Origin of the sequence: Enterobacter sp. I4 (genome assembly GCF_022669095.1) — a bacterium.
GTDB lineage: Bacteria > Pseudomonadota > Gammaproteobacteria > Enterobacterales > Enterobacteriaceae > Enterobacter > Enterobacter pasteurii.
The window spans coordinates 74,534-98,683 of the sequence record NZ_JALBUO010000003.1 but is presented as its reverse complement, the minus strand read 5'-3'; the positions used below and the strand labels follow the sequence as shown (position 1 = coordinate 98,683).

At 55.2% G+C, this 24,150-nt stretch carries 27 protein-coding genes; 24 read left to right on the top strand and 3 right to left on the bottom strand.

Annotated features, from left to right (window positions below; all coding sequences use genetic code 11):
- Positions 1-111: 111 nt before the first annotated feature.
- The gene (gene rluC, locus MOQ06_RS19705) at positions 112-1,059 is read left to right on the top strand and encodes a 23S rRNA pseudouridine(955/2504/2580) synthase RluC (protein ID WP_176678637.1); all 948 of its coding nucleotides are present in this window, start codon (positions 112-114) and stop codon (positions 1,057-1,059) included.
- Positions 1,060-1,140: 81 nt separating this feature from the next.
- Here rluC and MOQ06_RS19700 read toward each other — a convergent pair whose 3' ends face one another.
- On the bottom strand, positions 1,141-1,725 hold the full coding sequence (locus MOQ06_RS19700; RefSeq protein WP_193356297.1) for a nucleoside triphosphate pyrophosphatase: 585 nt from the start codon (positions 1,723-1,725) through the stop codon (positions 1,141-1,143).
- Between the two features lie 140 nt (positions 1,726-1,865).
- Between MOQ06_RS19700 and yceD the strand changes: the two genes are divergently transcribed.
- The 14 genes from yceD (at position 1,866) to ptsG (ending at position 14,192) form a co-directional block, all read left to right on the top strand.
- Positions 1,866-2,387 carry a 23S rRNA accumulation protein YceD gene (gene yceD / locus MOQ06_RS19695; protein WP_006174678.1) on the top strand — a complete coding sequence of 174 codons (522 nt, stop codon included), beginning with the start codon at positions 1,866-1,868 and terminating at the stop codon, positions 2,385-2,387.
- A 16-nt stretch (positions 2,388-2,403) separates the two neighbouring features.
- Positions 2,404-2,577 carry a 50S ribosomal protein L32 gene (gene rpmF / locus MOQ06_RS19690; protein WP_003857964.1) on the top strand — a complete coding sequence of 58 codons (174 nt, stop codon included), beginning with the start codon at positions 2,404-2,406 and terminating at the stop codon, positions 2,575-2,577.
- 81 nt (positions 2,578-2,658) lie between these two features.
- Positions 2,659-3,693 (top strand): phosphate acyltransferase PlsX, encoded by a 1,035-nt coding sequence (gene plsX / locus MOQ06_RS19685; protein ID WP_209007149.1) that lies wholly within the window; start codon positions 2,659-2,661, stop codon positions 3,691-3,693.
- Positions 3,694-3,699: 6 nt separating this feature from the next.
- Positions 3,700-4,653 (top strand): beta-ketoacyl-ACP synthase III, encoded by a 954-nt coding sequence (locus MOQ06_RS19680; protein ID WP_148421738.1) that lies wholly within the window; start codon positions 3,700-3,702, stop codon positions 4,651-4,653.
- Positions 4,654-4,668: 15 nt separating this feature from the next.
- Positions 4,669-5,598, top strand: a complete 930-nt coding sequence (gene fabD / locus MOQ06_RS19675; RefSeq protein WP_148421737.1) for an ACP S-malonyltransferase — start codon at positions 4,669-4,671, stop codon at positions 5,596-5,598.
- Positions 5,599-5,610: 12 nt separating this feature from the next.
- Positions 5,611-6,345, top strand: coding sequence for a 3-oxoacyl-ACP reductase FabG (gene fabG / locus MOQ06_RS19670; RefSeq protein WP_148421736.1), 735 nt, complete (start codon positions 5,611-5,613; stop codon positions 6,343-6,345).
- Positions 6,346-6,499: 154 nt separating this feature from the next.
- The gene (acpP, locus tag MOQ06_RS19665) at positions 6,500-6,736 is read left to right on the top strand and encodes an acyl carrier protein (RefSeq protein WP_003857954.1); all 237 of its coding nucleotides are present in this window, start codon (positions 6,500-6,502) and stop codon (positions 6,734-6,736) included.
- A gap of 91 nt (positions 6,737-6,827) precedes the next feature.
- Positions 6,828-8,069, top strand: a complete 1,242-nt coding sequence (gene fabF / locus MOQ06_RS19660; RefSeq protein ID WP_148421735.1) for a beta-ketoacyl-ACP synthase II — start codon at positions 6,828-6,830, stop codon at positions 8,067-8,069.
- A gap of 120 nt (positions 8,070-8,189) precedes the next feature.
- Entirely contained in the window at positions 8,190-8,999 is an 810-nt protein-coding gene (gene pabC / locus MOQ06_RS19655) for an aminodeoxychorismate lyase (protein ID WP_242174522.1), read from the top strand.
- Positions 9,000-9,001: 2 nt separating this feature from the next.
- Positions 9,002-10,024 carry a cell division protein YceG gene (yceG, locus tag MOQ06_RS19650; protein WP_242174520.1) on the top strand — a complete coding sequence of 341 codons (1,023 nt, stop codon included), beginning with the start codon at positions 9,002-9,004 and terminating at the stop codon, positions 10,022-10,024.
- A complete protein-coding gene (tmk, locus tag MOQ06_RS19645) occupies positions 10,014-10,655 on the top strand; it encodes a dTMP kinase (RefSeq protein WP_176610625.1) in 642 nt (213 codons plus the stop codon). Before yceG ends, tmk begins: the two co-directional genes overlap by 11 nt.
- Positions 10,652-11,656 carry a DNA polymerase III subunit delta' gene (gene holB / locus MOQ06_RS19640; RefSeq protein ID WP_242174519.1) on the top strand — a complete coding sequence of 335 codons (1,005 nt, stop codon included), beginning with the start codon at positions 10,652-10,654 and terminating at the stop codon, positions 11,654-11,656. The genes tmk and holB overlap by 4 nt, the downstream gene beginning before the upstream one ends.
- Before the next feature lie 10 nt (positions 11,657-11,666).
- Positions 11,667-12,461, top strand: a complete 795-nt coding sequence (locus MOQ06_RS19635) for a metal-dependent hydrolase (protein WP_193356291.1) — start codon at positions 11,667-11,669, stop codon at positions 12,459-12,461.
- Between the two features lie 297 nt (positions 12,462-12,758).
- Positions 12,759-14,192 (top strand): PTS glucose transporter subunit IIBC, encoded by a 1,434-nt coding sequence (gene ptsG, locus MOQ06_RS19630; protein ID WP_006809245.1) that lies wholly within the window; start codon positions 12,759-12,761, stop codon positions 14,190-14,192.
- A 113-nt stretch (positions 14,193-14,305) separates the two neighbouring features.
- Here ptsG and fhuE read toward each other — a convergent pair whose 3' ends face one another.
- Positions 14,306-16,495, bottom strand: coding sequence for a ferric-rhodotorulic acid/ferric-coprogen receptor FhuE (gene fhuE / locus MOQ06_RS19625; protein WP_242174518.1), 2,190 nt, complete (start codon positions 16,493-16,495; stop codon positions 14,306-14,308).
- Between the two features lie 353 nt (positions 16,496-16,848).
- Here fhuE and hinT point away from each other — a divergent pair, with 353 nt between their 5' ends.
- The 8 genes from hinT to MOQ06_RS19585 all read left to right on the top strand — a co-directional run bounded on the left by hinT (position 16,849) and on the right by MOQ06_RS19585 (position 22,933).
- Positions 16,849-17,208, top strand: coding sequence for a purine nucleoside phosphoramidase (gene hinT / locus MOQ06_RS19620; protein ID WP_006809243.1), 360 nt, complete (start codon positions 16,849-16,851; stop codon positions 17,206-17,208).
- Between the two features lies 1 nt (position 17,209).
- The gene (locus MOQ06_RS19615) at positions 17,210-17,584 is read left to right on the top strand and encodes a YcfL family protein (RefSeq protein WP_242174517.1); all 375 of its coding nucleotides are present in this window, start codon (positions 17,210-17,212) and stop codon (positions 17,582-17,584) included.
- Between the two features lie 10 nt (positions 17,585-17,594).
- On the top strand, positions 17,595-18,242 hold the full coding sequence (gene lpoB, locus MOQ06_RS19610; RefSeq protein ID WP_148421726.1) for a penicillin-binding protein activator LpoB: 648 nt from the start codon (positions 17,595-17,597) through the stop codon (positions 18,240-18,242).
- Positions 18,223-19,047, top strand: a complete 825-nt coding sequence (gene thiK / locus MOQ06_RS19605; protein WP_242174516.1) for a thiamine kinase — start codon at positions 18,223-18,225, stop codon at positions 19,045-19,047. Before lpoB ends, thiK begins: the two co-directional genes overlap by 20 nt.
- An 11-nt stretch (positions 19,048-19,058) precedes the next feature.
- Positions 19,059-20,084: a beta-N-acetylhexosaminidase gene (gene nagZ, locus MOQ06_RS19600; protein WP_242174515.1), complete on the top strand. Its 1,026-nt coding sequence runs from the start codon at positions 19,059-19,061 to the stop codon at positions 20,082-20,084.
- Between the two features lie 31 nt (positions 20,085-20,115).
- Positions 20,116-20,658, top strand: a complete 543-nt coding sequence (ycfP, locus tag MOQ06_RS19595; protein WP_148421723.1) for an alpha/beta hydrolase YcfP — start codon at positions 20,116-20,118, stop codon at positions 20,656-20,658.
- A 236-nt stretch (positions 20,659-20,894) separates the two neighbouring features.
- Positions 20,895-22,199 (top strand): NAD(P)/FAD-dependent oxidoreductase, encoded by a 1,305-nt coding sequence (locus MOQ06_RS19590; RefSeq protein WP_148421722.1) that lies wholly within the window; start codon positions 20,895-20,897, stop codon positions 22,197-22,199.
- A gap of 194 nt (positions 22,200-22,393) precedes the next feature.
- Complete coding sequence (locus MOQ06_RS19585) at positions 22,394-22,933, top strand: glycine zipper 2TM domain-containing protein (RefSeq protein WP_148421721.1); 540 nt, start codon at positions 22,394-22,396, stop codon at positions 22,931-22,933.
- A gap of 60 nt (positions 22,934-22,993) precedes the next feature.
- Here MOQ06_RS19585 and comR read toward each other — a convergent pair whose 3' ends face one another.
- A complete protein-coding gene (gene comR, locus MOQ06_RS19580) occupies positions 22,994-23,629 on the bottom strand; it encodes a TetR family copper-responsive transcriptional repressor ComR (protein ID WP_148421720.1) in 636 nt (211 codons plus the stop codon).
- Between the two features lie 244 nt (positions 23,630-23,873).
- Between comR and bhsA the strand changes: the two genes are divergently transcribed.
- Positions 23,874-24,131 (top strand): multiple stress resistance protein BhsA, encoded by a 258-nt coding sequence (gene bhsA / locus MOQ06_RS19575; protein WP_176610618.1) that lies wholly within the window; start codon positions 23,874-23,876, stop codon positions 24,129-24,131.
- The last annotated feature ends 19 nt before the right edge of the window (positions 24,132-24,150 follow it).

Here is a 24,150-nt window from a genome sequence, read left to right as displayed (position 1 = left end):
TTAATAACCACCAAATCGATTGCGCGAAAGGGGAGCATTCCGGATAAAAGTAAATATAAGCATAGAAAAATGAGTGGCGCTAATGTCAGACGATATTTAGAATCGCCAACCATGAAAACAGAGACTCCAGCCGTAAAAATGGTTGCCATTGCCGAAGACGAAGCGGGGCAACGTATCGATAACTTTTTGCGCACCCAGCTGAAAGGCGTGCCAAAAAGTATGATTTACCGCATCCTGCGCAAGGGCGAGGTGCGGGTGAACAAAAAGCGCGTGAAGCCCGAATATAAGCTCGAAGCGGGTGATGAAGTGCGCATTCCACCGGTCCGCGTTGCGGAGCGCGAAGAAGAGGCGGTTTCGCCGAAGCTGCAAAAAGTCGCGGCCCTGAGTGACGTTATCCTTTATGAGGACGACCACATCCTGGTGCTGAACAAACCTTCAGGAACCGCGGTGCACGGGGGAAGTGGACTGAGCTTTGGCGTAATTGAAGGGCTGCGGGCCCTGCGCCCGGAAGCGCGTTTCCTTGAGCTGGTTCACCGCCTTGACCGTGATACCTCTGGCGTACTGCTGGTGGCAAAAAAACGTTCCGCGCTGCGTTCGCTGCATGAACAGCTGCGTGAAAAAGGGATGCAGAAGGATTACCTGGCGCTGGTGCGCGGCCAGTGGCAGTCCCATGTGAAAGTGGTCCAGGCACCGCTGCTGAAAAATATTCTGCAAAGCGGCGAGCGCATAGTTCGCGTGAACCAGGAGGGGAAACCGTCCGAGACGCGCTTCAAAGTTGAAGAGCGCTACGAATTTGCCACGCTGGTTCGCTGTAGCCCGGTGACGGGGCGAACCCACCAGATCCGCGTACATACCCAGTTTGCAGGCCATCCTATTGCCTTTGACGATCGTTACGGTGACCGCGAGTTTGACAAGCAGCTGGCGGGCACGGGGCTGTCTCGTCTGTTCCTGCATGCGGCTGCGCTGAAGTTTACCCATCCCAATACCGGTGAAATCATCCGTATTGAAGCGCCGCTGGATGAGCAGCTGAAGCGCTGCCTGAAGGTTCTGCGCGGCTAAGGTAAACGTAAAACGGCAACGACGTTGCCGTTTTTAATGTTTGCACCTTCTCCCTGGGGAGAGGGCATCAGGCCGCAACGGTTACGCCGTCAGCGGATTACACGCTTCTCGCCTTAACATCTGGCATAGCGCAATCAGCGGTAACCCCACCAGCGTATTCGGGTCTCGACCGTCCAGCTTATCGAATAGCGCAATCCCCAAACCTTCACTTTTAAAGCTCCCCGCGCAGTTCAGCGGGCGCTCCCGGCGCACGTAATCCATAATCTCCTGCTCGCTGAGATGGCGAAAATGGACGTCGAACGGCTCGCATTCGGTTTGCAGGTGGCCGGAGGCCGAGTTATAGAGCGCCAGGCCCGTATAAAAGGTCACAATACTGCCGCGTGCGCGCATCAACTGCTTGCAGGCGTTCTCTTCGGTATGCGGTTTACCGGTGATTTCACCGTCAAGCACACAAACCTGATCGGAGCCTATAATCAGATGTGCAGGGTAACGTTCGGCAAGCGACTGCGCTTTCTCCTGCGCAAGACGGGTTACCAGATGTCGCGGCGACTCGCCGGGTTGTGGGGTCTCATCAACGTCCGGTGCCGCACATTCAAACGGGATCCCGAGCTTTTCCAGCAGCATTCGGCGATAGGGTGAAGTGGAAGCAAGTACGAGATTTGGCATATTTTTATCACCAGATATAGCGTATCGATGCCAGCCATTTTAAACTACAGGCCGCAATGTGTGCGAATAATTGGCAAAAGGCAGCTCTGGTTGCCTTTTTCTTTGACTCTATGACGTTACAAAGTTAATATGCGCGCCCTATGCAAAAGGTAAAATTACCCCTGACTCTTGATCCGGTTCGTACGGCTCAAAAACGCCTCGATTACGAAGGAATCTATTCTTCCGATCAGGCGGAGCGTATTGCCGAATCCGTAGTCAGTGTGGACAGTGATGTAGAATGCTCCATGTCGTTCGCTATCGACAACCAGCGTCTCGCCGTTTTAACCGGTGATGCGAAGGTAACGGTAACGCTCGAGTGCCAGCGTTGCGGGAAACCGTTTGTACAGCATGTTCACACAACGTATTGTTTTAGTCCGGTTCGTTCTGACGAACAGGCTGAAGCACTCCCGGAAGCGTATGAGCCGATTGAGGTTAACGAATTCGGTGAAATCGATCTTCTGGCTCTGGTTGAAGATGAAATCATCCTCACCTTGCCAGTGGTTCCGGTGCATGATTCTGAACACTGTGAAGTGTCCGAGGCGGACATGGTCTTTGGGGAACTGCCTGATGAAGCGCAAAAACCAAACCCATTTGCCGTATTAGCCAGCTTAAAGCGTAAGTAATTGAGGAGTAAGGTCCATGGCCGTACAACAGAATAAACCAACCCGTTCCAAACGTGGCATGCGTCGTTCCCATGACGCACTGACTGCAGTTACCAGCCTGTCTGTAGACAAGACTTCTGGTGAGAAACACCTGCGTCACCACATCACCGCTGACGGTTTCTACCGCGGCCGCAAGGTTATCACTAAGTAATCACGCGTCAGCGTGATTAGGCTTAGTGAGGAACTTCCCCGTGCAAACGGGGAGTTTACCGAACCAGGCTGCGACGATACCTTGACACGTCTAACCCTGGCGTTAGATGTCATGGGGGGAGATTTTGGCCCTACCGTGACAGTGCCTGCAGCTTTGCAGGCACTGAATTCTAATTCGCAACTCACACTTCTTTTAGTCGGTAATCCCGACACAATCACGCCATTACTCGCAAAAGCTGACTTTGAACAACGTTCGCGTCTGCAGATTATCCCTGCGCAGTCAGTTATTGCCAGTGATGCCCGGCCATCGCAGGCTATTCGCAATAGCCGCGGCAGCTCTATGCGAATTGCGCTGGAGCTGGTGAAAGAAGGGCGAGCGCAGGCTTGCGTCAGCGCGGGAAATACCGGCGCGCTGATGGGCCTGTCGAAATTATTGCTCAAGCCGATTGAGGGCATTGAGCGTCCGGCGCTGGTGACGGTGTTACCGCATCAGCAGAAGGGCAAAACGGTGGTGCTCGATCTGGGCGCTAACGTGGATTGTGATAGTACAATGCTGGCTCAGTTTGCCGTCATGGGGTCGGTGCTGGCAGAAGACGTGGTCGGGATTACGCATCCCCGCGTTGCGTTGTTGAACATTGGTGAAGAAGAAACCAAAGGCCTGGACAGTATCCGCGACGCTGCGGAAATACTCAAACAGGTTCCGTCCATCAACTATATTGGTTATCTCGAAGCCAATGAGCTGCTGACGGGCAAAACGGATGTATTAGTGTGTGATGGCTTCACCGGAAACGTAACGTTGAAGACCATGGAAGGGGTCGTAAGAATGTTCCTTTCTCTGCTGAAATCGCAGGGAGAAGGTAAAAAAAGGTCCTGGTGGCTGATTTTATTAAAGCGTTGGTTACAAAAAAGCCTGACGCGGCGATTCAGTCACCTCAACCCCGACCAGTATAATGGCGCCTGTCTGTTAGGATTGCGCGGCATCGTGATTAAGAGTCATGGCGCCGCCAATCAGCGAGCATTTACCGTCGCGATTGAACAGGCAGTGCAGGCGGTGCAGCGACAAGTTCCTCAGAGAATTGCCGCTCGCCTGGGATCTGTATTAGCTAAAAGTGACTGAGCGTACATGTATACGAAGATTTTAGGTACCGGCAGCTACCTGCCAACACAAGTGCGTACCAACGCCGATCTTGAAAAAATGGTAGATACGTCTGACGAGTGGATTGTCACGCGCACAGGTATCCGTGAACGCCGTATCGCCGCGCCAGACGAAACTGTCTCCACCATGGGCTTCGAAGCTGCACAGCGTGCGCTTGAAATGGCCGGGATTGATAAAGATCAGATCGGGCTTATCGTGGTGGCGACAACCTCCGCCACGCATGCCTTCCCAAGCGCAGCGTGTCAGGTACAGAACATGCTCGGCATTAAAGGCTGCCCGGCATTTGATGTGGCAGCAGCGTGTGCGGGTTTCACCTATGCGCTGAGCATCGCCGATCAGTACGTAAAATCTGGTGCCGTCAAATATGCGCTGGTAATCGGTGCTGACGTGCTGGCGCGTACCTGCGATCCAGCCGATCGCGGGACGATCATTATTTTTGGCGACGGTGCGGGCGCGGTGCTGCTGGGGCAGTCCGACGAGCCGGGCATCATCTCCACGCATCTTCATGCTGACGGTCGCTACGGCGAGCTGTTAACGCTGCCTAACGCCGATCGCGTTAACCCGGACAGCTCAATTTACCTGACGATGGCGGGTAACGAGGTGTTCAAGGTTGCCGTGACTGAACTGGCCCATATCGTTGAAGAAACGCTGGAAGCGAACAATCTCGATCGCTCCGCCCTCGACTGGCTGGTGCCGCATCAGGCTAACCTGCGTATCATCAGCGCGACGGCGAAGAAGCTGGGCATGTCAATGGATAACGTTGTGGTGACGCTGGATCGCCACGGCAATACCTCTGCGGCATCGGTACCGTGCGCATTTGACGAAGCGGTACGCGATGGACGAATTAAACGGGGCCAACTGGTCTTGCTTGAAGCCTTTGGTGGCGGGTTCACCTGGGGTTCCGCGCTGGTTCGTTTCTAGGATAAGGATTAAAAAATGACGCAATTTGCTTTTGTGTTCCCGGGACAGGGCTCGCAAACCGTTGGGATGTTGTCTGAAATGGCAGCAAACTATCCGGTTATTGAAGAGACTTTCCGTGAAGCTTCTGATGCGCTGGGTTATGATCTGTGGGCGCTGACCCAACAGGGCCCCGCTGAAGAGTTAAACAAAACCTGGCAGACGCAGCCTGCGCTGCTGGCTGCATCCGTCGCGCTGTGGCGCGTATGGCAGCAGCAGGGCGGTAAAGCGCCTGCACTGATGGCGGGTCACAGCCTGGGCGAATACTCTGCGCTGGTTTGTGCAGGCGTGATTGCCTTCGCTGACGCGGTGCGCCTGGTTGAATTGCGTGGAAAATTCATGCAGGAAGCGGTGCCAGAAGGCACGGGCGGCATGTCTGCCATCATCGGTCTTGATGATGCTTCTATTGCAAAAGCGTGTGAAGAATCTGCTGAAGGTCAGGTGGTTTCTCCGGTAAACTTCAACTCGCCGGGCCAGGTGGTTATCGCCGGCCATAAAGAAGCGGTTGAGCGTGCGGGCGCTGCCTGTAAAGCCGCGGGCGCTAAACGCGCGCTGCCGCTGCCGGTGAGCGTACCGTCACACTGCGCGCTGATGAAGCCAGCCGCCGATAAGCTGGCGGTTGAGCTGGAAAAAATGACCTTTAACGCGCCGACGATTTCCGTTGTGAATAACGTCGACGTGAAGTGCGAAACCGCGCCGGAGGCTATCCGTAACGCGCTGGTTCGCCAGCTCTACAGCCCGGTTCAGTGGACCAAAACCGTTGAATATATGGCGTCTCAGGGCGTTGAACATCTGTATGAAGTGGGGCCTGGTAAGGTGCTTACCGGTCTCACCAAGCGTATTGTTGACACCCTGACTGCCTCGGCGATTAATGAGCCGGAAGCAATGAAAGCGGCACTCTCGCAATAAAAGAGGACTACCATGAGTTTTGAAGGAAAAATTGCCCTGGTGACCGGCGCGAGCCGCGGTATTGGGCGCGCTATTGCTGAAACACTGGTTGCGCGCGGCGCGACGGTGATCGGGACTGCGACCAGCGAGAACGGCGCGCAGGCCATCAGCGAGTATTTGGGTGCGAACGGTAAAGGTCTGGTGCTGAATGTGACTGAACCAGCATCTATCGAATCTGTTCTGGAAAATATTCGCGCAGAGTTTGGCGAAGTGGATATTCTGGTCAATAATGCCGGGATTACGCGCGACAACCTGCTGATGCGAATGAAAGATGATGAGTGGAACGATATTATCGAAACCAACCTGTCATCTGTATTCCGTCTGTCAAAAGCGGTAATGCGCGCTATGATGAAAAAGCGTCATGGTCGTATTATCACTGTAGGTTCTGTGGTTGGTACCATGGGAAATGCTGGTCAGGCTAACTACGCTGCGGCGAAAGCAGGTCTGATCGGTTTCAGTAAGTCGCTGGCGCGTGAAGTCGCGTCCCGCGGTATTACTGTAAACGTTGTTGCTCCGGGCTTTATTGAAACGGACATGACGCGTGCGCTGACGGATGAGCAGCGTGCGGGTACGCTGGCGGCAGTTCCGGCGGGTCGTCTTGGCGACCCTAAAGAAATCGCCAGCGCGGTTGCATTTTTAGCCTCTGACGAAGCGGGTTACATCACTGGTGAAACCCTCCACGTCAACGGCGGGATGTACATGGTTTAATCACGATCGAAAATATTTGCGTTATTTGGGCAAATGGCCTCAAAATAACGTAAAATCGTGGTAAGACCTGCCGGGATTTAGTTGCAAATTTTTCAACATTTTATACACTACGAAAACCATCGCGAAAGCGAGTTTTGATAGGAAATTTAAGAGTATGAGCACTATCGAAGAACGCGTTAAGAAAATTATCGGCGAACAGCTGGGCGTTAAGCAGGAAGAAGTTGTGAACTCCGCTTCCTTTGTTGAAGACCTGGGCGCAGATTCTCTTGACACCGTTGAGCTGGTAATGGCTCTGGAAGAAGAGTTTGATACTGAGATTCCGGACGAAGAAGCTGAGAAAATCACCACCGTTCAGGCTGCCATTGATTACATCAACGGTCACCAGGCGTAAGTGAACATCTCCAGGCGGTCATTCGACCGCCTGAGTTTTATCTTTTGTAGTCCCACGAATCTCTTTTTTTATCCCTCCCTGGAGGACAAACGTGTCTAAGCGTCGTGTAGTTGTGACCGGACTTGGCATGTTGTCTCCTGTCGGCAATACCGTAGAGTCCACCTGGAAAGCTCTCCTTGCCGGTCAGAGCGGCATCAGCCTAATCGACCATTTCGATACTAGCGCCTATGCAACGAAATTTGCTGGCTTAGTAAAGGATTTTAACTGTGAAGAGATCATCTCGCGCAAAGAACAGCGCAAGATGGATGCCTTCATTCAATATGGAATTGTCGCTGGCGTTCAGGCCATGCAGGATTCTGGCCTTGAGATTACGGAAGAGAACGCGTCCCGTATTGGTGCTGCTATTGGCTCCGGGATTGGCGGTCTTGGCCTGATTGAGGAAAACCACTCATCCCTGATGAATGGCGGCCCGCGTAAAATCAGCCCATTCTTCGTTCCGTCTACGATTGTAAACATGGTGGCAGGTCACCTGACCATTATGTTCGGCCTGCGTGGCCCAAGCATCTCAATCGCAACAGCCTGTACCTCTGGCGTGCATAACATCGGCCAGGCCGCGCGTATTATCGCGTACGGCGATGCAGATGCTATGGTTGCGGGCGGTGCTGAAAAAGCCAGTACCCCACTGGGCGTCGGTGGCTTCGGCGCAGCGCGTGCGCTCTCTACCCGTAACGATAATCCTCAGGCGGCAAGCCGTCCGTGGGATAAAGACCGCGATGGTTTCGTGCTGGGCGACGGTGCAGGCATGATCGTACTTGAAGAGTACGAACATGCGAAAAAACGTGGCGCGAAAATTTATGCTGAAGTTGTTGGCTTTGGTATGAGCAGCGATGCTTACCACATGACGTCGCCACCAGAAAATGGTGCGGGTGCAGCGCTGGCAATGGCTAACGCGATCCGTGACGCGGGCATTACCCCGGCACAGATTGGCTACGTTAACGCCCACGGTACGTCTACCCCTGCGGGCGATAAAGCAGAAGCTCAGGCTGTTAAGTCTATCTTCGGCGAATCTGCCAGCCGCGTAATGGTGAGCTCCACGAAATCCATGACCGGTCACCTGTTGGGTGCGGCGGGTGCAGTAGAGTCAATCTACTCTATCCTGGCGCTGCGCGATCAGGCTGTACCACCAACCATCAACCTGGATAACCCGGATGAAGGTTGCGATCTGGACTTCGTTCCTCACGAGGCGCGCCAGGTTAGCGGTATGGAGTACACCCTGTGTAACTCCTTCGGCTTCGGCGGGACAAACGGTTCTCTGATCTTCAAAAAGGTCTGAGCCTGTTTAGTCACTGACGATAAAAAAGGTCCGCTTGCCGGGCCTTTTTTATTAGGTGAAATCTCCTTGTCCGGCTATTAACATCCTGCCAGACTGAGCCTCCACGCATGAGGAGCCACCATGTTTTTAATCAATGGCCTTGAGCAAGAAACGCTGCCGGCAGGCGACAGGGCGATCCAGTTTGGCGATGGCTGTTTTACCACGGCGCGTATTCTCGACGGGGAAGTGTGCCTGCGTGATGCCCATATCCGCCGCTTACAAAAAGCCTGCGAGACATTGCTGATCCCCTTCACGCAGTGGGACACCCTTGAAGGTGAAATGCGTCGGCTGGCGTCAGGTAAAAGACGCGGTGTAGTAAAAGTGATTATCAGCCGCGGCAGCGGTGGGCGGGGGTATAGCGGCGCTGCCTGTCAGCATCCAACGCGGATCCTTTCCGTTTCAGATTACCCTTCCCATTATGAACGCTGGCGCGAAGAGGGCGTTACCCTGACGCTTAGCCCGGTTCGGCTGGGGCGGAACCCGATGCTTGCCGGAATAAAACACCTTAACCGCCTTGAACAGGTGCTTATTCGTACTCATCTTGAACAGACGGATGCCGGCGAGGCGCTGGTTCTTGACAGCGAAGGGTACATTACGGAATGCTGTGCGGCTAATTTACTCTGGCGGAAGGGCGGTGAGGTATTCACGCCTTCACTGGAACAGGCCGGGGTCAACGGCATTATGCGTCAGTTTTGTTTGCAGCAGCTGGCACGTGCCGGTTTTAGCGTTGTCGAAGTAAACGTAAAGGAAGACGCGCTGCAGTCCGCCGATGAAGTCGTTATCTGCAATGCGCTGATGCCCGTTGTCCCCGTTCGCGCTTATGGCCCGCTTTCATGGTCATCCCGCGAGCTGTTCCAGTTTCTGGCCCCGTTATGTGAGCAAACCAGGTAGTCATGAAGAAAATGTTACGCGTTGTTCTCCTTCTCATCGTTGCGTTCGGTATCGCTGGCGGAGCGGGAGTGTGGAAAGTCCGCCAGCTGGCGGATAGTAAGATCCTGATTAAAGATGAGACGATTTTTACCCTGAAAGCGGGGACCGGGCGTCAGGCGCTTGGCCAGCAGCTGTATGGCGATAAAATTATCAATCGTCCGCGTGTATTCCAGTGGCTGCTGCGCGTTGAGCCTGAACTTTCGAACTTTAAGGCGGGCACCTATCGCTTCACTCCGGGCATGACCGTGCGCGAAATGCTGCAACTGCTGGAAAGCGGCAAAGAGGCCCAGTTCCCGCTGCGTTTTGTCGAGGGGATGCGCCTGAGCGATTACCTCAGACAACTGCGTTACGCGCCCTATATCAGGCACACGCTGAAAGACGATCGCTATGAAACCGTGGCGGACGCGCTAAAATTCGAGCACCCTGAATGGGTTGAAGGCTGGTTCTGGCCCGACACCTGGATGTACACGGCAGGCACGACGGACGTGGCGATTCTGAAGCGCGCGCACAATAAAATGGTTGCGGCGGTAGAGTCGGCCTGGGAAGGACGCGCTGAGGGCCTGCCGTATAAAGATCAAAACCAGTTCGTGACGATGGCCTCCATCATCGAGAAAGAGACCGCCGTTGCCGCCGAGCGCGACCAGGTCGCCTCGGTGTTTATAAACCGCCTGCGCATCGGTATGCGTTTGCAAACCGATCCTACCGTCATCTACGGCATGGGCGAAAACTACAACGGCAAGATTTCCAGAAAAGATCTGGAGACGCCAACGGCGTATAATACCTACGTCATTAGCGGCCTGCCGCCGGGACCAATCGCGACGCCGGGCGAAGCCTCACTGCGCGCCGCGGCGCACCCGGCAAAAACACCGTATCTCTATTTTGTGGCTGATGGAAAAGGGGGGCATACGTTCAATACCAACCTGGCCAGCCACAATCGCTCTGTTCAGGACTATCTGAAGGCACTTAAGGAAAAAAATGCGCAGTAAATACATTGTCATTGAGGGACTCGAAGGGGCGGGGAAAACCACCGCCCGTAACGTGGTGGTTGATACGCTTAAATCGCTTGGCGTCGCCGAGATGGTCTTCACCCGCGAGCCGGGCGGTACGCAGCTGGCGGAAAAACTGCGCAGCCTGGTGCTGGATATCAAATCCGTTGGCGACGAGGTTATCACTGACAAAGCGGAAGTGCTGATGTTTTATGCGGCGCGCGTTCAGCTGGTCGAGACGGTGATTAAACCCGCGCTGGCAGAGGGAAAATGGGTGATCGGCGATCGTCACGATCTCTCAACCCAGGCGTATCAGGGAGGGGGGCGCGGTATCGATCGTACCATGCTGGCTACGCTTCGCGACGCGGTGCTCGGCGATTTTCGTCCGGACCTGACGCTCTATCTGGACGTCACGCCTGAGGTGGGCCTGAAGCGCGCCAGGGCGCGCGGCGAGCTGGATCGCATTGAGCAGGAGTCTTACGACTTCTTTAACCGCACCCGCGCGCGTTACCTTGAGCTGGCCGGACAGGACAGCGCTATTCGCACCATCGATGCGACACAATCCCTCGACGACGTTACCCGTGCTATTCAGGAAACGGTCACTCGCTGGGTGCAGGAGCAGCGGGCATGAAATGGTATCCATGGCTGCGCCCGCACTTTGAACAGCTGATCGGCAGCTATCAGGTTGGTCGGGGGCATCATGCGTTACTGATACAGGCGCTGCCGGGAATGGGCGATGATGCGTTGATTTACGCCATTACGCGCTTTCTGATGTGCCACCAGCCTGATGGGCATAAAAGCTGCGGTAAGTGCCGCGGCTGCCAGCTGATGCAGGCCGGCACGCATCCGGATTACTACATCCTCGAACCCGAAAAAGGCAAAAGTACGCTCGGGATAGACGCGGTGCGTGAGGTCGGCGAGAAGCTGTATGAACACGCGCGTCTGGGCGGGGCAAAGGTGGTGTGGCTGAAGGACGCCGAGCTGCTCACGGAGGCCGCTGCCAATGCGCTTTTAAAAACGCTGGAAGAGCCGCCTGAGAAAACGTGGTTCTTCCTCTCCTGCCGCGAGCCGGGCCGCCTGCTGGCGACGCTGCGCAGCCGCTGTCGTCTTCATCATCTGGCTGTTCCCCAGGAATCGTGGGCACTCGCCTGGCTTGGACGTGAAGTGACGGTGTCACAGGACGCCGCGCTGTCAGCGTTGCGCCTGTGCAGCGGCGCGCCTGCGGCTGCGCTGGCGCTACTGCAGCCGGAAGTCTGGTCCCAGCGCGAAACCCTTTGTCGTGCGATTGAATCTGCCCTGGACAGCCATGACTGGCTGAGCGTGCTGCCCGCCCTGAACGGCGATCCGGCCCCGGAGCGCCTGCACTGGCTGGCCGCGCTGCTGCTCGATGCCCTTAAAATTCAGCAGGGGGCTACGCTTTTGACGAATCCCGACGTCTGGCCGCTGGTTAACACGCTGGCGAATCGTCTGTCAGGACAGTCGCTGCGCGCTATCCTCCACGATATCTGCCAGAGTCGTGAACAACTTTTGACGGTAACCGGTCTTAATCGCGAGCTTTTACTGACCGACCAGTTGCTGCGTATCGAACATTACCTGCAACCCGGCGTCATACCGCCGGTTTCCCATCTCTGAGAGAGACATTATGTTTTTAGTCGACTCACACTGCCATCTTGATGGCCTCGATTACCAATCCCTGCATAAAGACGTGGACGATGTGCTGGCGAAAGCCGCCGCGCGCGATGTGAAATTTTGCCTGGCCGTGGCGACCACGCTGCCGGGCTACCGCTCAATGCGTGAGCTGGTTGGCGAGCGCGAAAACGTCGTCTTCTCCTGCGGCGTCCATCCGCTCAATCAGGACGACGCGTATGACGTTGAAGATTTACGCCGTCTTGCCGCAGAAGAGGGCGTAGTGGCGATGGGCGAGACCGGTCTCGACTATTTCTACACGCCGGAAACTAAGCTCCGCCAGCAGGAATCTTTCCGTAACCATATCCGGATTGGCCGCGAGCTGAACAAGCCCGTTATCGTTCACACCCGCGACGCGCGTGCCGACACGCTTGAGATCCTGCGGGAAGAAAAGGTGACGGATTGCGGTGGCGTACTACACTGTTTCACAGAAGACAGAGAAACGGCGGGTAAACTGCTTGATTTGGGCTTTTATATCTCGTTTTCGGGGATCGTGACGTTCCGTAATGCTGAGCAGCTGCGTGATGCGGCGCGTTACGTACCGCTGGATCGTATTCTGGTGGAGACCGACTCCCCGTACCTGGCACCCGTGCCGCATCGGGGTAAAGAGAACCAGCCGGCGATGACCCGAGATGTCGCTGAGTACATGGCCGTACTGAAGGGTGTCAGTATTGACGAACTGGCTCGTGTAACGACGGAAAACTTCGCCAGCCTGTTCCATATCGACCCCGCCCGCCTGCAGTCTGTCTGATACACCTGTTTTTTTTAGGCTCGTAATTAATAGGTAAAACGAGTAAAGTTCACCGCCTCATTCGGGGCGGTGATGGCGTTTTTAGACACATCCAGACATGCTTTATGTAAATATCTGCAAGTTTTTTGGCCGTCTTGAACTGAAACGTGATAGCCGTCAAACAAACTCAGAGGGAATTATTTTACTCTGTGTAATAAATAAAGGGCGCTTAGATGTCCTGTCCACGGCGCGGTACTCCCCCCGGGCCAATGCGTGAAAGCGTAAAAAAAGCACAAATACTCAGGAGCACTCTCAATTATGTTTAAGAATGCATTTGCTAACCTGCAAAAGGTCGGTAAATCGCTGATGCTGCCAGTATCCGTACTGCCTATCGCAGGTATCCTGCTGGGCGTCGGTTCTGCTAACTTCAGCTGGCTGCCAGCCGTAGTTTCCCACGTGATGGCAGAAGCAGGCGGTTCTGTTTTTGCTAACATGCCGCTGATCTTCGCTATCGGTGTTGCTCTGGGCTTCACCAATAACGACGGTGTATCCGCTCTGGCGTCCGTGGTTGCCTACGGCATCATGGTGAAAACCATGGCTGTGGTTGCGCCGCTGGTTCTGCATTTACCTGCTGAAGAGATTGCCGCTAAACACCTGGCAGATACCGGTGTTCTCGGTGGTATCATCTCCGGTGCGATTGCAGCGTATATGTTTAACCGCTTCTATCGTATCAAGCTGCCTGAGTATCTGGGCTTCTTCGCGGGTAAACGTTTCGTTCCGATCATTTCTGGTCTGGCAGCGATTTTCACCGGTGTGGTTCTGTCCTTCATCTGGCCACCAATCGGTACGGCTATCCAGACCTTCTCTCAGTGGGCTGCCTATCAGAACCCGGTAGTGGCGTTCGGTATCTACGGCTTCATTGAGCGCTGCCTGGTACCATTTGGTCTGCACCACATCTGGAACGTTCCATTCCAGATGCAGATTGGTGAATACACCAACGCGGCAGGTCAGGTGTTCCACGGTGATATCCCTCGTTACATGGCGGGTGACCCGACCGCAGGTAAACTGTCTGGCGGCTTCCTGTTCAAAATGTACGGTCTGCCGGCTGCGGCAATTGCTATCTGGCACTCTGCTAAGCCAGAGAACCGTGCAAAAGTGGGCGGTATCATGATCTCCGCAGCGCTGACCTCGTTCCTGACCGGTATTACCGAGCCGATCGAGTTCTCCTTCATGTTCGTTGCGCCGATCCTGTACATCATCCACGCGGTACTGGCAGGTCTGGCATTCCCAATCTGTATTCTGCTGGGTATGCGTGACGGTACGTCCTTCTCTCACGGCCTGATCGACTTCATCGTTCTGTCCGGTAACAGCAGCAAACTGTGGCTGTTCCCAATCGTGGGTGCAGGCTACGCGGTGGTGTACTACACCGTCTTCCGCGTGCTGATCAAAGCGCTGGATCTGAAAACGCCGGGTCGTGAAGATGCAACTGAGGACAGCAAAGCCGGTGTGACCAGCGAAATGGCACCTGCGCTGGTAGCTGCTTTCGGCGGTAAAGAAAACATCACTAACCTGGACGCGTGTATCACCCGTCTGCGTGTGAGCGTTGCCGACGTTGCGAAAGTAGACCAGCCGGGTCTGAAAAAGCTGGGCGCAGCGGGCGTGGTTGTTGCAGGCTCTGGTGTTCAGGCAATCTTCGGTACGAAATCCGATAACCTGAAAACCGAAATGGATGAGTACATCCGCAACAACTAAGCTGTGACCTGGGGAGACTAAGGCAGCCGAATGGCTGCCTTTTTTATTGGCGGGTATAGTGCCGGTAAGCAAATGCAGGCCGGGCAGGGCGCAGCCGCCGCCCGGCTTTACAATCAGAAGTCGTAGCTCGCGCTCACGGAGAAGTTCAGCGGCGCGCCATACACCACGTAAGAGCCCACGTAGTCGTAGTACTCTTTGTCGAACAGGTTATTGACGTTAGCCTGAAGAGCGAAGTCTTTGGTGACCTGATAGCGGCTGAACAGGTTAACCAGACCATAGCTGCCTTGCTCTGCACGGGATTGTCCCGCCGGGCCGCCTTCGACATCCGTCCACACTTTGTTCTGCCAGTTTACGCCACCGCCCACGGTCAGCTCGGGCAGCATTGGTAGCTGATAGCGGGTGAACAGCTTCATGGTCGTGCGCGGCTGATCGGAGCTGACGGCGTTGCCATTCTTGTCTTCAGCGATGTAGCGGGTCGCGCCAAACGTCAGCTGCCAGTTATCTGTCAGGGCGCCGTTCAGCTCGAACTCAACCCCTTTACTGACCACGCCGTCCAGCGATTGATAAATCGACTCACCGCTCGGCATGTAGGTATACGTATTGCTTGCAACGTTATCCTGCTCAATGCGGAAAATCGCCAGCGAGGTGGTGAGACGAGTATTAAACCAGTCTGCCTTCACGCCGGCTTCATAGCTTTTGCCCGTGGTCGGGTCGAGGTAACGTCCGCTGGCGTTGCGTTTATCCTGCGGCTGGAAGATGGAGGTATAGCTGACGTAGGTCGACCAGTCTTCGTTGATGTCATACACCAGGCCCGCGTACGGGGTAACATCATCTTCGGTGCTCTCCAGGCGGGTGTTCGGGGAACCCGCCGGATTATAGCGAATGTTGTAGCTGGTGTAGCGCGCGCCCAGAATCAGGTGCAGCGGATCGGCCAGCGAGAAACGGGCGGAGGTATACGCGGAGGACTGACGAATATCGTCCTTGCTGTAGAGCTTCCACGGCGTCCACTGCGGATCGGCGATGTTCCCGTTCCAGTTCTTAAAGTTGCCGACGTCAACCATGCCGTAAAGCGCATCCGGCATGGTATTGTCGTAATGGTTACGCTGACGGCTGTAGCTGCCGCCGAACATCATTTCGTGCTGACGGCCAAAGAGATCGAAGCCGCCGCGCAGGAAGGCGTCAACCGCATCCTGTTTACGTTCCCCGCGGTTCCAGCCGCCGTAACCCACCATGCCCGCACCGGTCTCTTTATCCGGATAGCCGGACATATACATCAGTTTGGAGTCAAAGTTGGTTTCAGCGTGCATGCCGTTAACGTGCGCTTCCCAGCCGTTATCGAAACGCTGAGTCAGGTTAGCGAAGATGCGGGTGCTGTCTTTATCCGAATAGGCCCAGTCAGGCGCAACGGTCTGGCTGCGATTGTAGTTGGTCTTACTTCCGTCGCTGTACCAGGTCGGCAGTCCGCCCCAGGTTGGGTCGGCGGTATGGCTCTCCTGATACTCATACCCCACCGAGAGGGTCGTGCTGTCGGTGACGTCCGCATCCATCACGCCGTAGAGGAATTTTTTACGGTAGTGGTAATTATCCACGAAGCTGTCGTTGTCCTGATAGCCCGCGATCAGGCGTCCCCGTACCTTACCGGACTCCACCAGGGGAGACTGGAGATCCAGCACGTAGCGCTGCTTGTCCCAGCTGCCGTAGCTGGCCGAGACGTTACCCTTAAATTCCGCGCTGTCCGCATGCTTACGCACCATGTTGACATACGCCGCCGGGTTGCCCGTACCGGACATCAGGCCGGTGGCGCCGCGGACCACTTCGATACGATCGTAAATCGCGGTATCGGCGGCGGTATCGCCAAAGTTCCACACCTCGCTGATGGAGGTCGGCAGGTCGTCATAGGCATAGTTGCTGACGAAGAATCCACGGGAGTAGAACACGGTGCGGTCGCTGTCCTGCACCTGCGCAGTCACGCCCGTGGTGTTACTCAGTACCTGCCCGACAGACTGCAGATTCTGGTCAGCCATACGCTGCTGGCTGATTACGCTGACGGACTGCGGGATATCGCGGGGGACCAGCAGCAGTTTGGTGCCGGTGGTGGTGGTTTTTACGCTGTAATCCCGGTCCTGACCTGCTGAAGGATCCTGTGTGTTGTCAAAACCCCCGTCTACCACAACGGTGTCTTCAGCCGTTGAAGCAGAGAAAGCGGCGGTTGGCGTCAATGCCATAGCAATGCAGGCTGCCAGCAACGAAGGTGTTGCGACAGGCTGACGTTGCCCATCCCTGGAGTGATTAATGAAAGACATTATCAAACCCTTAATGAATGGTGAAGGTGGTGCGCGACAGCTCCGCTGGCACGGGCTGACGTCGTTTTCTATGTTAAAAATGCGCATGAAAATGCAAATGCGAAATATACGCATTGTGATTAACGCTGTAAACAGATGTTTCGGGATGAACTGAAATAAGGTTTCAGAAGCGAAATGTCCTAAAGCGATGGCTCTTCAGCCAGATGGAGGACAATCAGGAAAGAAATCACGGGAGAAGGTTGAAAGGACAGGAGAAACTCGCTCATACTCTTGTGTTGTGTCACTCACTTAAACAGACAATGTGTGTTAACAACGGACGCACGACGCCAGATTAAACGTATAAGGAAAAGGTCATGGCTGAAGAAACGATTTTCAGTAAAATTATTCGCCGCGAAATTCCGTCGGATATTGTCTATCAGGACGAACTGGTAACGGCTTTCCGGGATATTTCACCCCAGGCGCCGACGCACATCCTTATTATTCCTAATATTCTGATTCCGACCGTCAATGACGTTAAAACCGAGCATGAAGTGGCGTTAGGCCGTATGCTTACGGTTGCCGCGAAAATTGCCGAGCAGGAAGGGATTGCTGAAGACGGATACCGTTTGATCATGAACTGCAATCGCCATGGCGGGCAGGAAGTCTATCATATTCATATGCATCTGCTGGGTGGACGTCCACTGGGACCGATGCTGGCACATAAAGGTCTTTAATATGTTAATTGGGCGTATTGCAGCGCTGATCGTGACGCTGGTAATGGTAGGGTGCAGCGCGCGTCCTGCTATTCCGGTCAGCGATGAACAGACGCTGGTGATGGAGTCCTCGGTGCTTGCCGCGGGGATTACGGCGGAGCAGCCTTCGCTGACCATAAGCGAAATCCAGTCTTCTGCCTCCTCTACGCTCTATAACGAAAGGCAGGAGCCAGTGACGGTGCATTATCGCTTCTACTGGTATGACGTGAGAGGTCTCGAGATGCACCCGCTTGAAGCGCCGCGCAGCGTGACGATCCCGGCTAGATCGTCGGTCACGCTCTACGGCAGCGCCAGCTATCTGGGTGCACATAAGGTGAGACTTTATCTTTATTTGTAAGGGGTGAACCTTGATTAAAACAATGAGCCGTTATGCGCTCCTGAGTGCGTTTGCACTCTTTCTGGCCGGTTGCGTGACGCGAACTGAAGAACCTGCACCTGTAGATCAGGCGAAACCGGGAACGGAACAGCCAACAACGCCAGCGGAACCTGTGCCAACCGTGCCGTCTGTACCGACCATTCCGGCGCAGCCTGGCCCGATTGAACATCCGGACGACACCGCACAGCCGACGCCGCGCGTGCGCCACTATGACTGGAACGGCGCCATGCAGCCAATGGTGGGCAAAATGCTGCAGGCGCAGGGCGTGACGCCTGGCAGCGTGCTGCTGGTGGACAGCGTGAATAACCGCACCAACGGTTCGCTGAACGCGAGCGAAGCGACGGATACCCTGCGTAACGCGCTGGCGAACAACGGTAAGTTCACGCTTGTTTCGGCTCAGCAGCTGGCGGTGGCGAAGCAGCAGCTTGGCCTGTCGCCGCAGGACAGCCTGGGGTCGCGCAGTAAAGCGATCGGCATCGCCCGCAACGTTGGCGCGCAGTATGTCCTTTATTCAAACGCGACCGGTAACGTGAATACCCCGTCGCTGCAGATGCAGCTAATGCTGGTTCAGACCGGCGAAATTATCTGGTCAGGTAAAGGTGCCGTTACGCAACAGTAAGCCCACGCGTAATGATGTCCTGACGCGTTATTTCCCTCAGTATCGTGTTATCGCGCCGCAGGCCCCCGTCGGGCTTGGCGGCGCGAGTTGCATTATTGCGCGCGGAGAGCATCGGCTGGTGTTACGCCAGCATCACGATGCCGCCGCGCCTGCCTTCCATTTTCGTCGCCAGTTCCGCGCCCTGAAGCGCCTGCCCGCAGACCTTGCGCCCCAGCCCCATTTCTTTATCAGGGGCTGGATGGCGGTGGCGTTTATTGCGGGTGAGATCAAAAGCGAGTTGCCCGACGCTCCCACGCTGGCAGCCATGCTGTATCATCTGCACCGGCAGCCGCGTCTGGGCTGGCGGGTAACGTTGCTTCCCTTGCTTGAACGCTACTGGCAGCAGGCCGCGCCAGAACGACGCACGCCATTGTGGCTGGCGCAGCTTAAGCGGCTGCGCAAAGCGGGAGAGCCGCAGCCGCTACGCCTGGCTCCGCTGCATATGGATATCCACGCCGGAAACATCGTTCATACCGCGGCAGGTGAAAAGCTGATTGACTGGGAATATGCCGGAGATGGTGACGTGGCGCTCGAACTTGCCGCAGTCTGGATGCCCGATGCGCCATCGCGCGAGCGGCTGGTAAGCGCCTATGCGCGCAACGCGAGCATGAATGCGCTCACGCTTGCGCGACAGGTTGCGCGCTGGCGTCCGTGGGTGCTCATGCTGATGGCGGGCTGGTTTGAAATGCGCTTCCAGCAGACGAATGACAAACAATTTATGGCGCTGGCAGATGATGCCTGGCGTCAGTTACAAACGAAAGGATAAGAGAGGTTGGTGTGGGTCCAGTAATGTTGGATGTTGAAGGGTATGAGCTGGACGCGGAAGAGCGCGAAATTCTGGCGCACCCGCTGGTGGGGGGGCTGATTCTTTTCACCCGCAACTATCATGACCCGGAACAGCTGCGCGAGCTGGTTCGCCAGATCCGTGCGGCTTCGCGCAATCACCTTGTGGTGGCGGTAGATCAGGAAGGCGGCCGCGTGCAGCGCTTCCGCGACGGGTTTACCCGCTTACCCGCCGCGCAGTCTTTTGCTGCGCTGCTGGGCACCGAAGAGGGCGGTAAGCTGGCGCAGGACGCTGGCTGGCTGATGGCCAGCGAGATGATCGCCATGGATATCGATATCAGCTTCGCCCCGGTGCTGGACGTGGGGCATATCAGCGCGGCAATCGGCGAGCGTTCTTATCATGAAGATCCGCGTATCGCGCTGGCAATGGCGACGCGCTTCATTGACGGCATGCACGATGCGGGGATGAAAACCACCGGTAAACACTTCCCGGGTCACGGCGCGGTGACGGCAGATTCCCATAAAGAAACCCCGCACGATCCGCGCCCGGAAGCGGAAATTCGCGCTAAGGATATGTCCGTTTTCCGCTCGCTGATCACCGATAACAGGCTGGACGCCATCATGCCTGCGCACGTTATCTACAACGAGGTCGATCCGCGTCCGGCCAGCGGCTCTCCGCACTGGCTGAAAACCGTGCTGCGTCAGGAGCTGGGCTTCAACGGCGTGATTTTCTCTGACGATTTATCCATGGAAGGGGCCGCAATCATGGGCAGCTATGCCGAACGTGGGCAGGCCTCACTGGATGCGGGTTGCGATATGATCCTCGTCTGCAATAATCGTAAGGGTGCGGTAAGCGTGCTGGATAACCTGTCGCCGATCAATGCTGAGCGTGTTACACAATTGTATCATAAAGGTTCATTTAGCCGTCAGGAGCTGATGGACTCGGCGCGCTGGAAAACGGTCCACGCCCAGCTTGAAGCCCTGAACGAACGCTGGCAGGCGCATAAAGCGGCCCTTTAATTCATCCCGGAAGGCGTAGCGTGGTGAGACGATGATCATCTATTTACACGGTTTTGACTCAAACAGTCCTGGTAATCATGAGAAAGTGCTGCAACTGCAGTTTATCGATCCGGATGTCCGGCTGATCGGTTACAGCACGCGTCATCCGAAGCATGACATGCAGCATCTGCTCAAGGAAGTGGACAAAATGTTGCAGCTCAATATCGACGAGCGACCGCTGATCTGCGGCGTCGGGCTTGGTGGATACTGGGCAGAGCGCATCGGTTTTTTGTGCGATATCCGTCAGGTCATTTTTAACCCGAATCTGTTCCCAAACGAGAACATGGAAGGCAAGATCGATCGCCCGGAAGAGTACGCCGACATCGCGACTAAGTGCGTGAGCAATTTCCGTGAAAAGAACCGCGACCGTTGTCTGGTGATCCTCTCCCGCAACGATGAAGCGCTGGACAGCTCCCGCGCCGCCGACCTTCTGCATCATTACTATGAAATTGTCTGGGACGAAGAGCAGACCCACAAGTTCAAAAACATTTCGCCGCACCTGCAGCGTATCAAAGCCTTCAAAACGCTGGGCTGACCTCCCTGAACCTGACAAAGGCCCGGTACGTGAAAGCGTGCCGGGCCTCTTTTTTGTCAGAGTTGTCTACTTTTAAACCATCAAAACTTGATACATATCAATTTTGGTATGACCAATGCGCCTGACGTGCTATTCTCAATGAATCTGAATGGTTTCAGCGCAGTAACCTGTTGTTAATTAAGGGTTATTTCTATAACTTTTAATTAACAATTGGTTAATAATTTGAGGGGGTCACGTTGACTACGCCATTGAAAAAGATAGTGATTGTCGGCGGCGGTGCTGGCGGGCTTGAGCTGGCGACGCAGCTGGGTAAAAAGCTGGGCCGCGGCAAGAAAGCCAAAATTACGCTGGTGGATCGTAACCACAGCCACCTGTGGAAACCGCTGCTGCACGAAGTGGCGACCGGTTCGCTGGATGAGGGCGTTGATGCGCTGAGCTATCTGGCTCATGCGCGTAACCATCATTTCCAGTTCCAGCTGGGTTCTGTGGTAGACATCAACCGTGAAAACAAAACCATTACGCTGGCAGAGCTGCGCGACGACAAAGGCGAGCTGCTGGTTCCCGAGCGCAAGCTGGCTTATGACACGCTGGTGATGGCGCTGGGCAGCACCTCTAACGACTTCAACACCCCGGGCGTGAAAGAGCACTGCATCTTCCTGGATAACCCGCATCAGGCGCGTCGTTTCCATCAGGAGATGCTTAACCTGTTCCTGAAGTACACCAGCAACATGGGTGCCAACGGAAAGGTTAATATCGCCATCGTGGGCGGCGGCGCAACGGGCGTTGAACTGTCGGCCGAACTGCACAACGCGGTGAAGCAGCTTCACAGCTATGGCTACAAAGGACTGACCAACGAAGCGCTGAACGTCACGCTGGTGGAAGCGGGTGAGCGTATTCTGCCTGCGCTGCCGCCGCGCATTTCCGGCGCTGCGCATAACGAGCTGACCAAACTGGGCGTGCGCGTACTGACCCAGACCATGGTCACCAGCGCGGACGAGGGCGGTCTGCACACCAAAGACGGGGAATACATCCAGGCCGACCTGATGGTATGGGCCGCGGGGATCAAAGCGCCTGATTTCATGAAGGACATCGGTGGGCTGGAGACGAACCGCATTAACCAGCTGGTAACGGAGCCGACGCTGCAAACCACGCGCGATCCGGACATCTTCGCCATCGGTGACTGCGCCTCCTGCGCGCGTCCGGAGGGCGGCTTTGTGCCACCGCGCGCTCAGGCTGCACACCAGATGGCAAGCCTCGTGCTGCATAACATCCTGGCGCAGATAAAAGGCAAACCGATGAAAGCCTATGTCTACAAAGACCACGGCTCTCTGGTATCGCTCTCAAACTTCTCCACCGTGGGCAGCCTGATGGGCAACCTGATGCGCGGCTCAATGATGGTTGAAGGGCGTATCGCACGCTTCGTGTACATTTCTCTGTACCGTATGCACCAGATAGCGCTGCACGGCTACTTCAAAACCGGCTTGATGATGCTGGTCGGTCGAATCAACCGCGTGATCCGCCCGCGTCTGAAGCTGCACTAATTATTCTCTCCCTCCGGGCCCGCCGGAGGGAGTTTTTAGCATATCATGCTGCTCATTTCCCGCTGAGTGCCTAAGAGTTCTCTTAAAGACGATATATCCCTTATCAACCTCCCTGTTTTTGATCCTTTATCTTATTGGCGAAGCGTTTGCCGCGTTGCAAACTTGCTCTCAATAGCAACAAAGGAGGAAGTCCCGTGAATAAATCAATGTTGGCGGGTATAGGGATTGGCGTCGCTGCTGCGTTAGGTGTGGCTGCCGTTGCCAGTCTCAACGTTCTGGATCGTGGCCCGCAGTACGCTCAGGTTGTTTCCGCTACTCCCATTAAAGAGACGATCAAAACGCCTCGTCAGGAGTGCCGTAACGTTTCTGTTACCCATCGTCGTCCGGTTCAGGATGAAAACCGTATCGCCGGCTCCGTGCTGGGTGCGGTCGCGGGTGGGGTGATTGGTCATCAGTTCGGCGGTGGACGCGGTAAGGACGTGGCGACGGTTGTCGGCGCGCTGGGCGGTGGCTATGCCGGTAATCAGGTGCAGGGCGCCATGCAGGAAAATGACACCTACACCACGACGCAGCAGCGCTGCAAAACCGTTTATGACAAATCGGAAAAAATGCTGGGTTACGACGTGACCTACAAAATTGGCGATCAGCAGGGCAAAATCCGCATGGACAGAGACCCCGGCACGCAGATCCCACTGGACGGGAATGGTCAGCTGATACTGAATAACAAAGTGTAAAAAAGATGTTCTCTGAACTTAGCTCCTCATGCGCTCAGGCTGAGGAGCTTTTTTTTTGCCTCAGAGTTTCAGCAGCTCAGGCCACAGGCGCAGCGTTGTCTGCGTAATGCTCTGTAACTTTTCAAGCGTCGCGCCTTCACGGGCGCTGATCGACATACCCTGCAAAATACAGCTCAGATACCGGGCAAGCTCCTGCGGACGGCAGTGCGCCGGTATTTCGCCGCGCTGCTGGCGCTGTGCCAGAAACGTGCTTAGGGTCTCCTCCTGCATCGCATGACGTGATTTAACCGTGTTGGCTATCTCTTTTGACGATGCCGCGAGGGTGGCGGAAGTGTTGATCATAAAACAGCCCGCCGGGGTGTCTTTACTGGTAAAGCAGGTGGCGACCGCGCAGAAATAATCCTGCAACGCCTGTTCTACCGTTTTCTCTTCACAGAACAGCTGCGCTTCGTGTTTTGCCGCGAAGCGCGAGATGTATCTGTCCAGAACGGCCCGGAACAGGCCCTCTTTGTTGGTGAACTCTGCATACAGGGTAGGGGCTTTTGCGCCGGTTGCTTCCACCAGGTCGGAAAGCGAGGTGGCTTCATACCCATGCTGCCAGAAGAGCGTCATGGCCTTATCGAGCGCCGCATCCCTGTCGAACACTTTTGGTCGGCCACGGCTTTTTTTTGCGCAACTCGTGACGTCGGTTGTCATGTGCCGTTGGTCCTCAGTTGTTTTGTTGAATAATCATTATAAAAATAAACGTCAGCTATCACCAGCGGTGATTTCTGAAAAAAAATTTAATTTTATCTTCATGAAAAATAAGGGAAATGAAATTAATTTAATGGTCGTTATAAAAATGGGTTGACGTGTGACCTGGATCACACCTATCATTTACCTATCGATCGTTAAGTAAATAGCTAACGACCACTACATCATCTGCCCAAAGGTATAAATTATGAAAAACGTTAAAACCCTCATCGCTGCCGCCGTTCTGAGTTCACTCTCTTTCGCAAGCTTCGCTGCTGTTGAAGTGCAATCTACTCCAGCAGACCAGCAAAAAGTCGGTACCATCTCCGCCACTGCCGGGACTAACCTGGGCTCTCTGGAAGATCAGCTGGCGCAAAAAGCTGACGCAATGGGTGCAAAATCGTTCCGCATCACCTCCGTGACCGGTCCTAACACCCTGCACGGTACCGCAGTTATCTACAAATAAGCGTAACGCAACCCTCCGT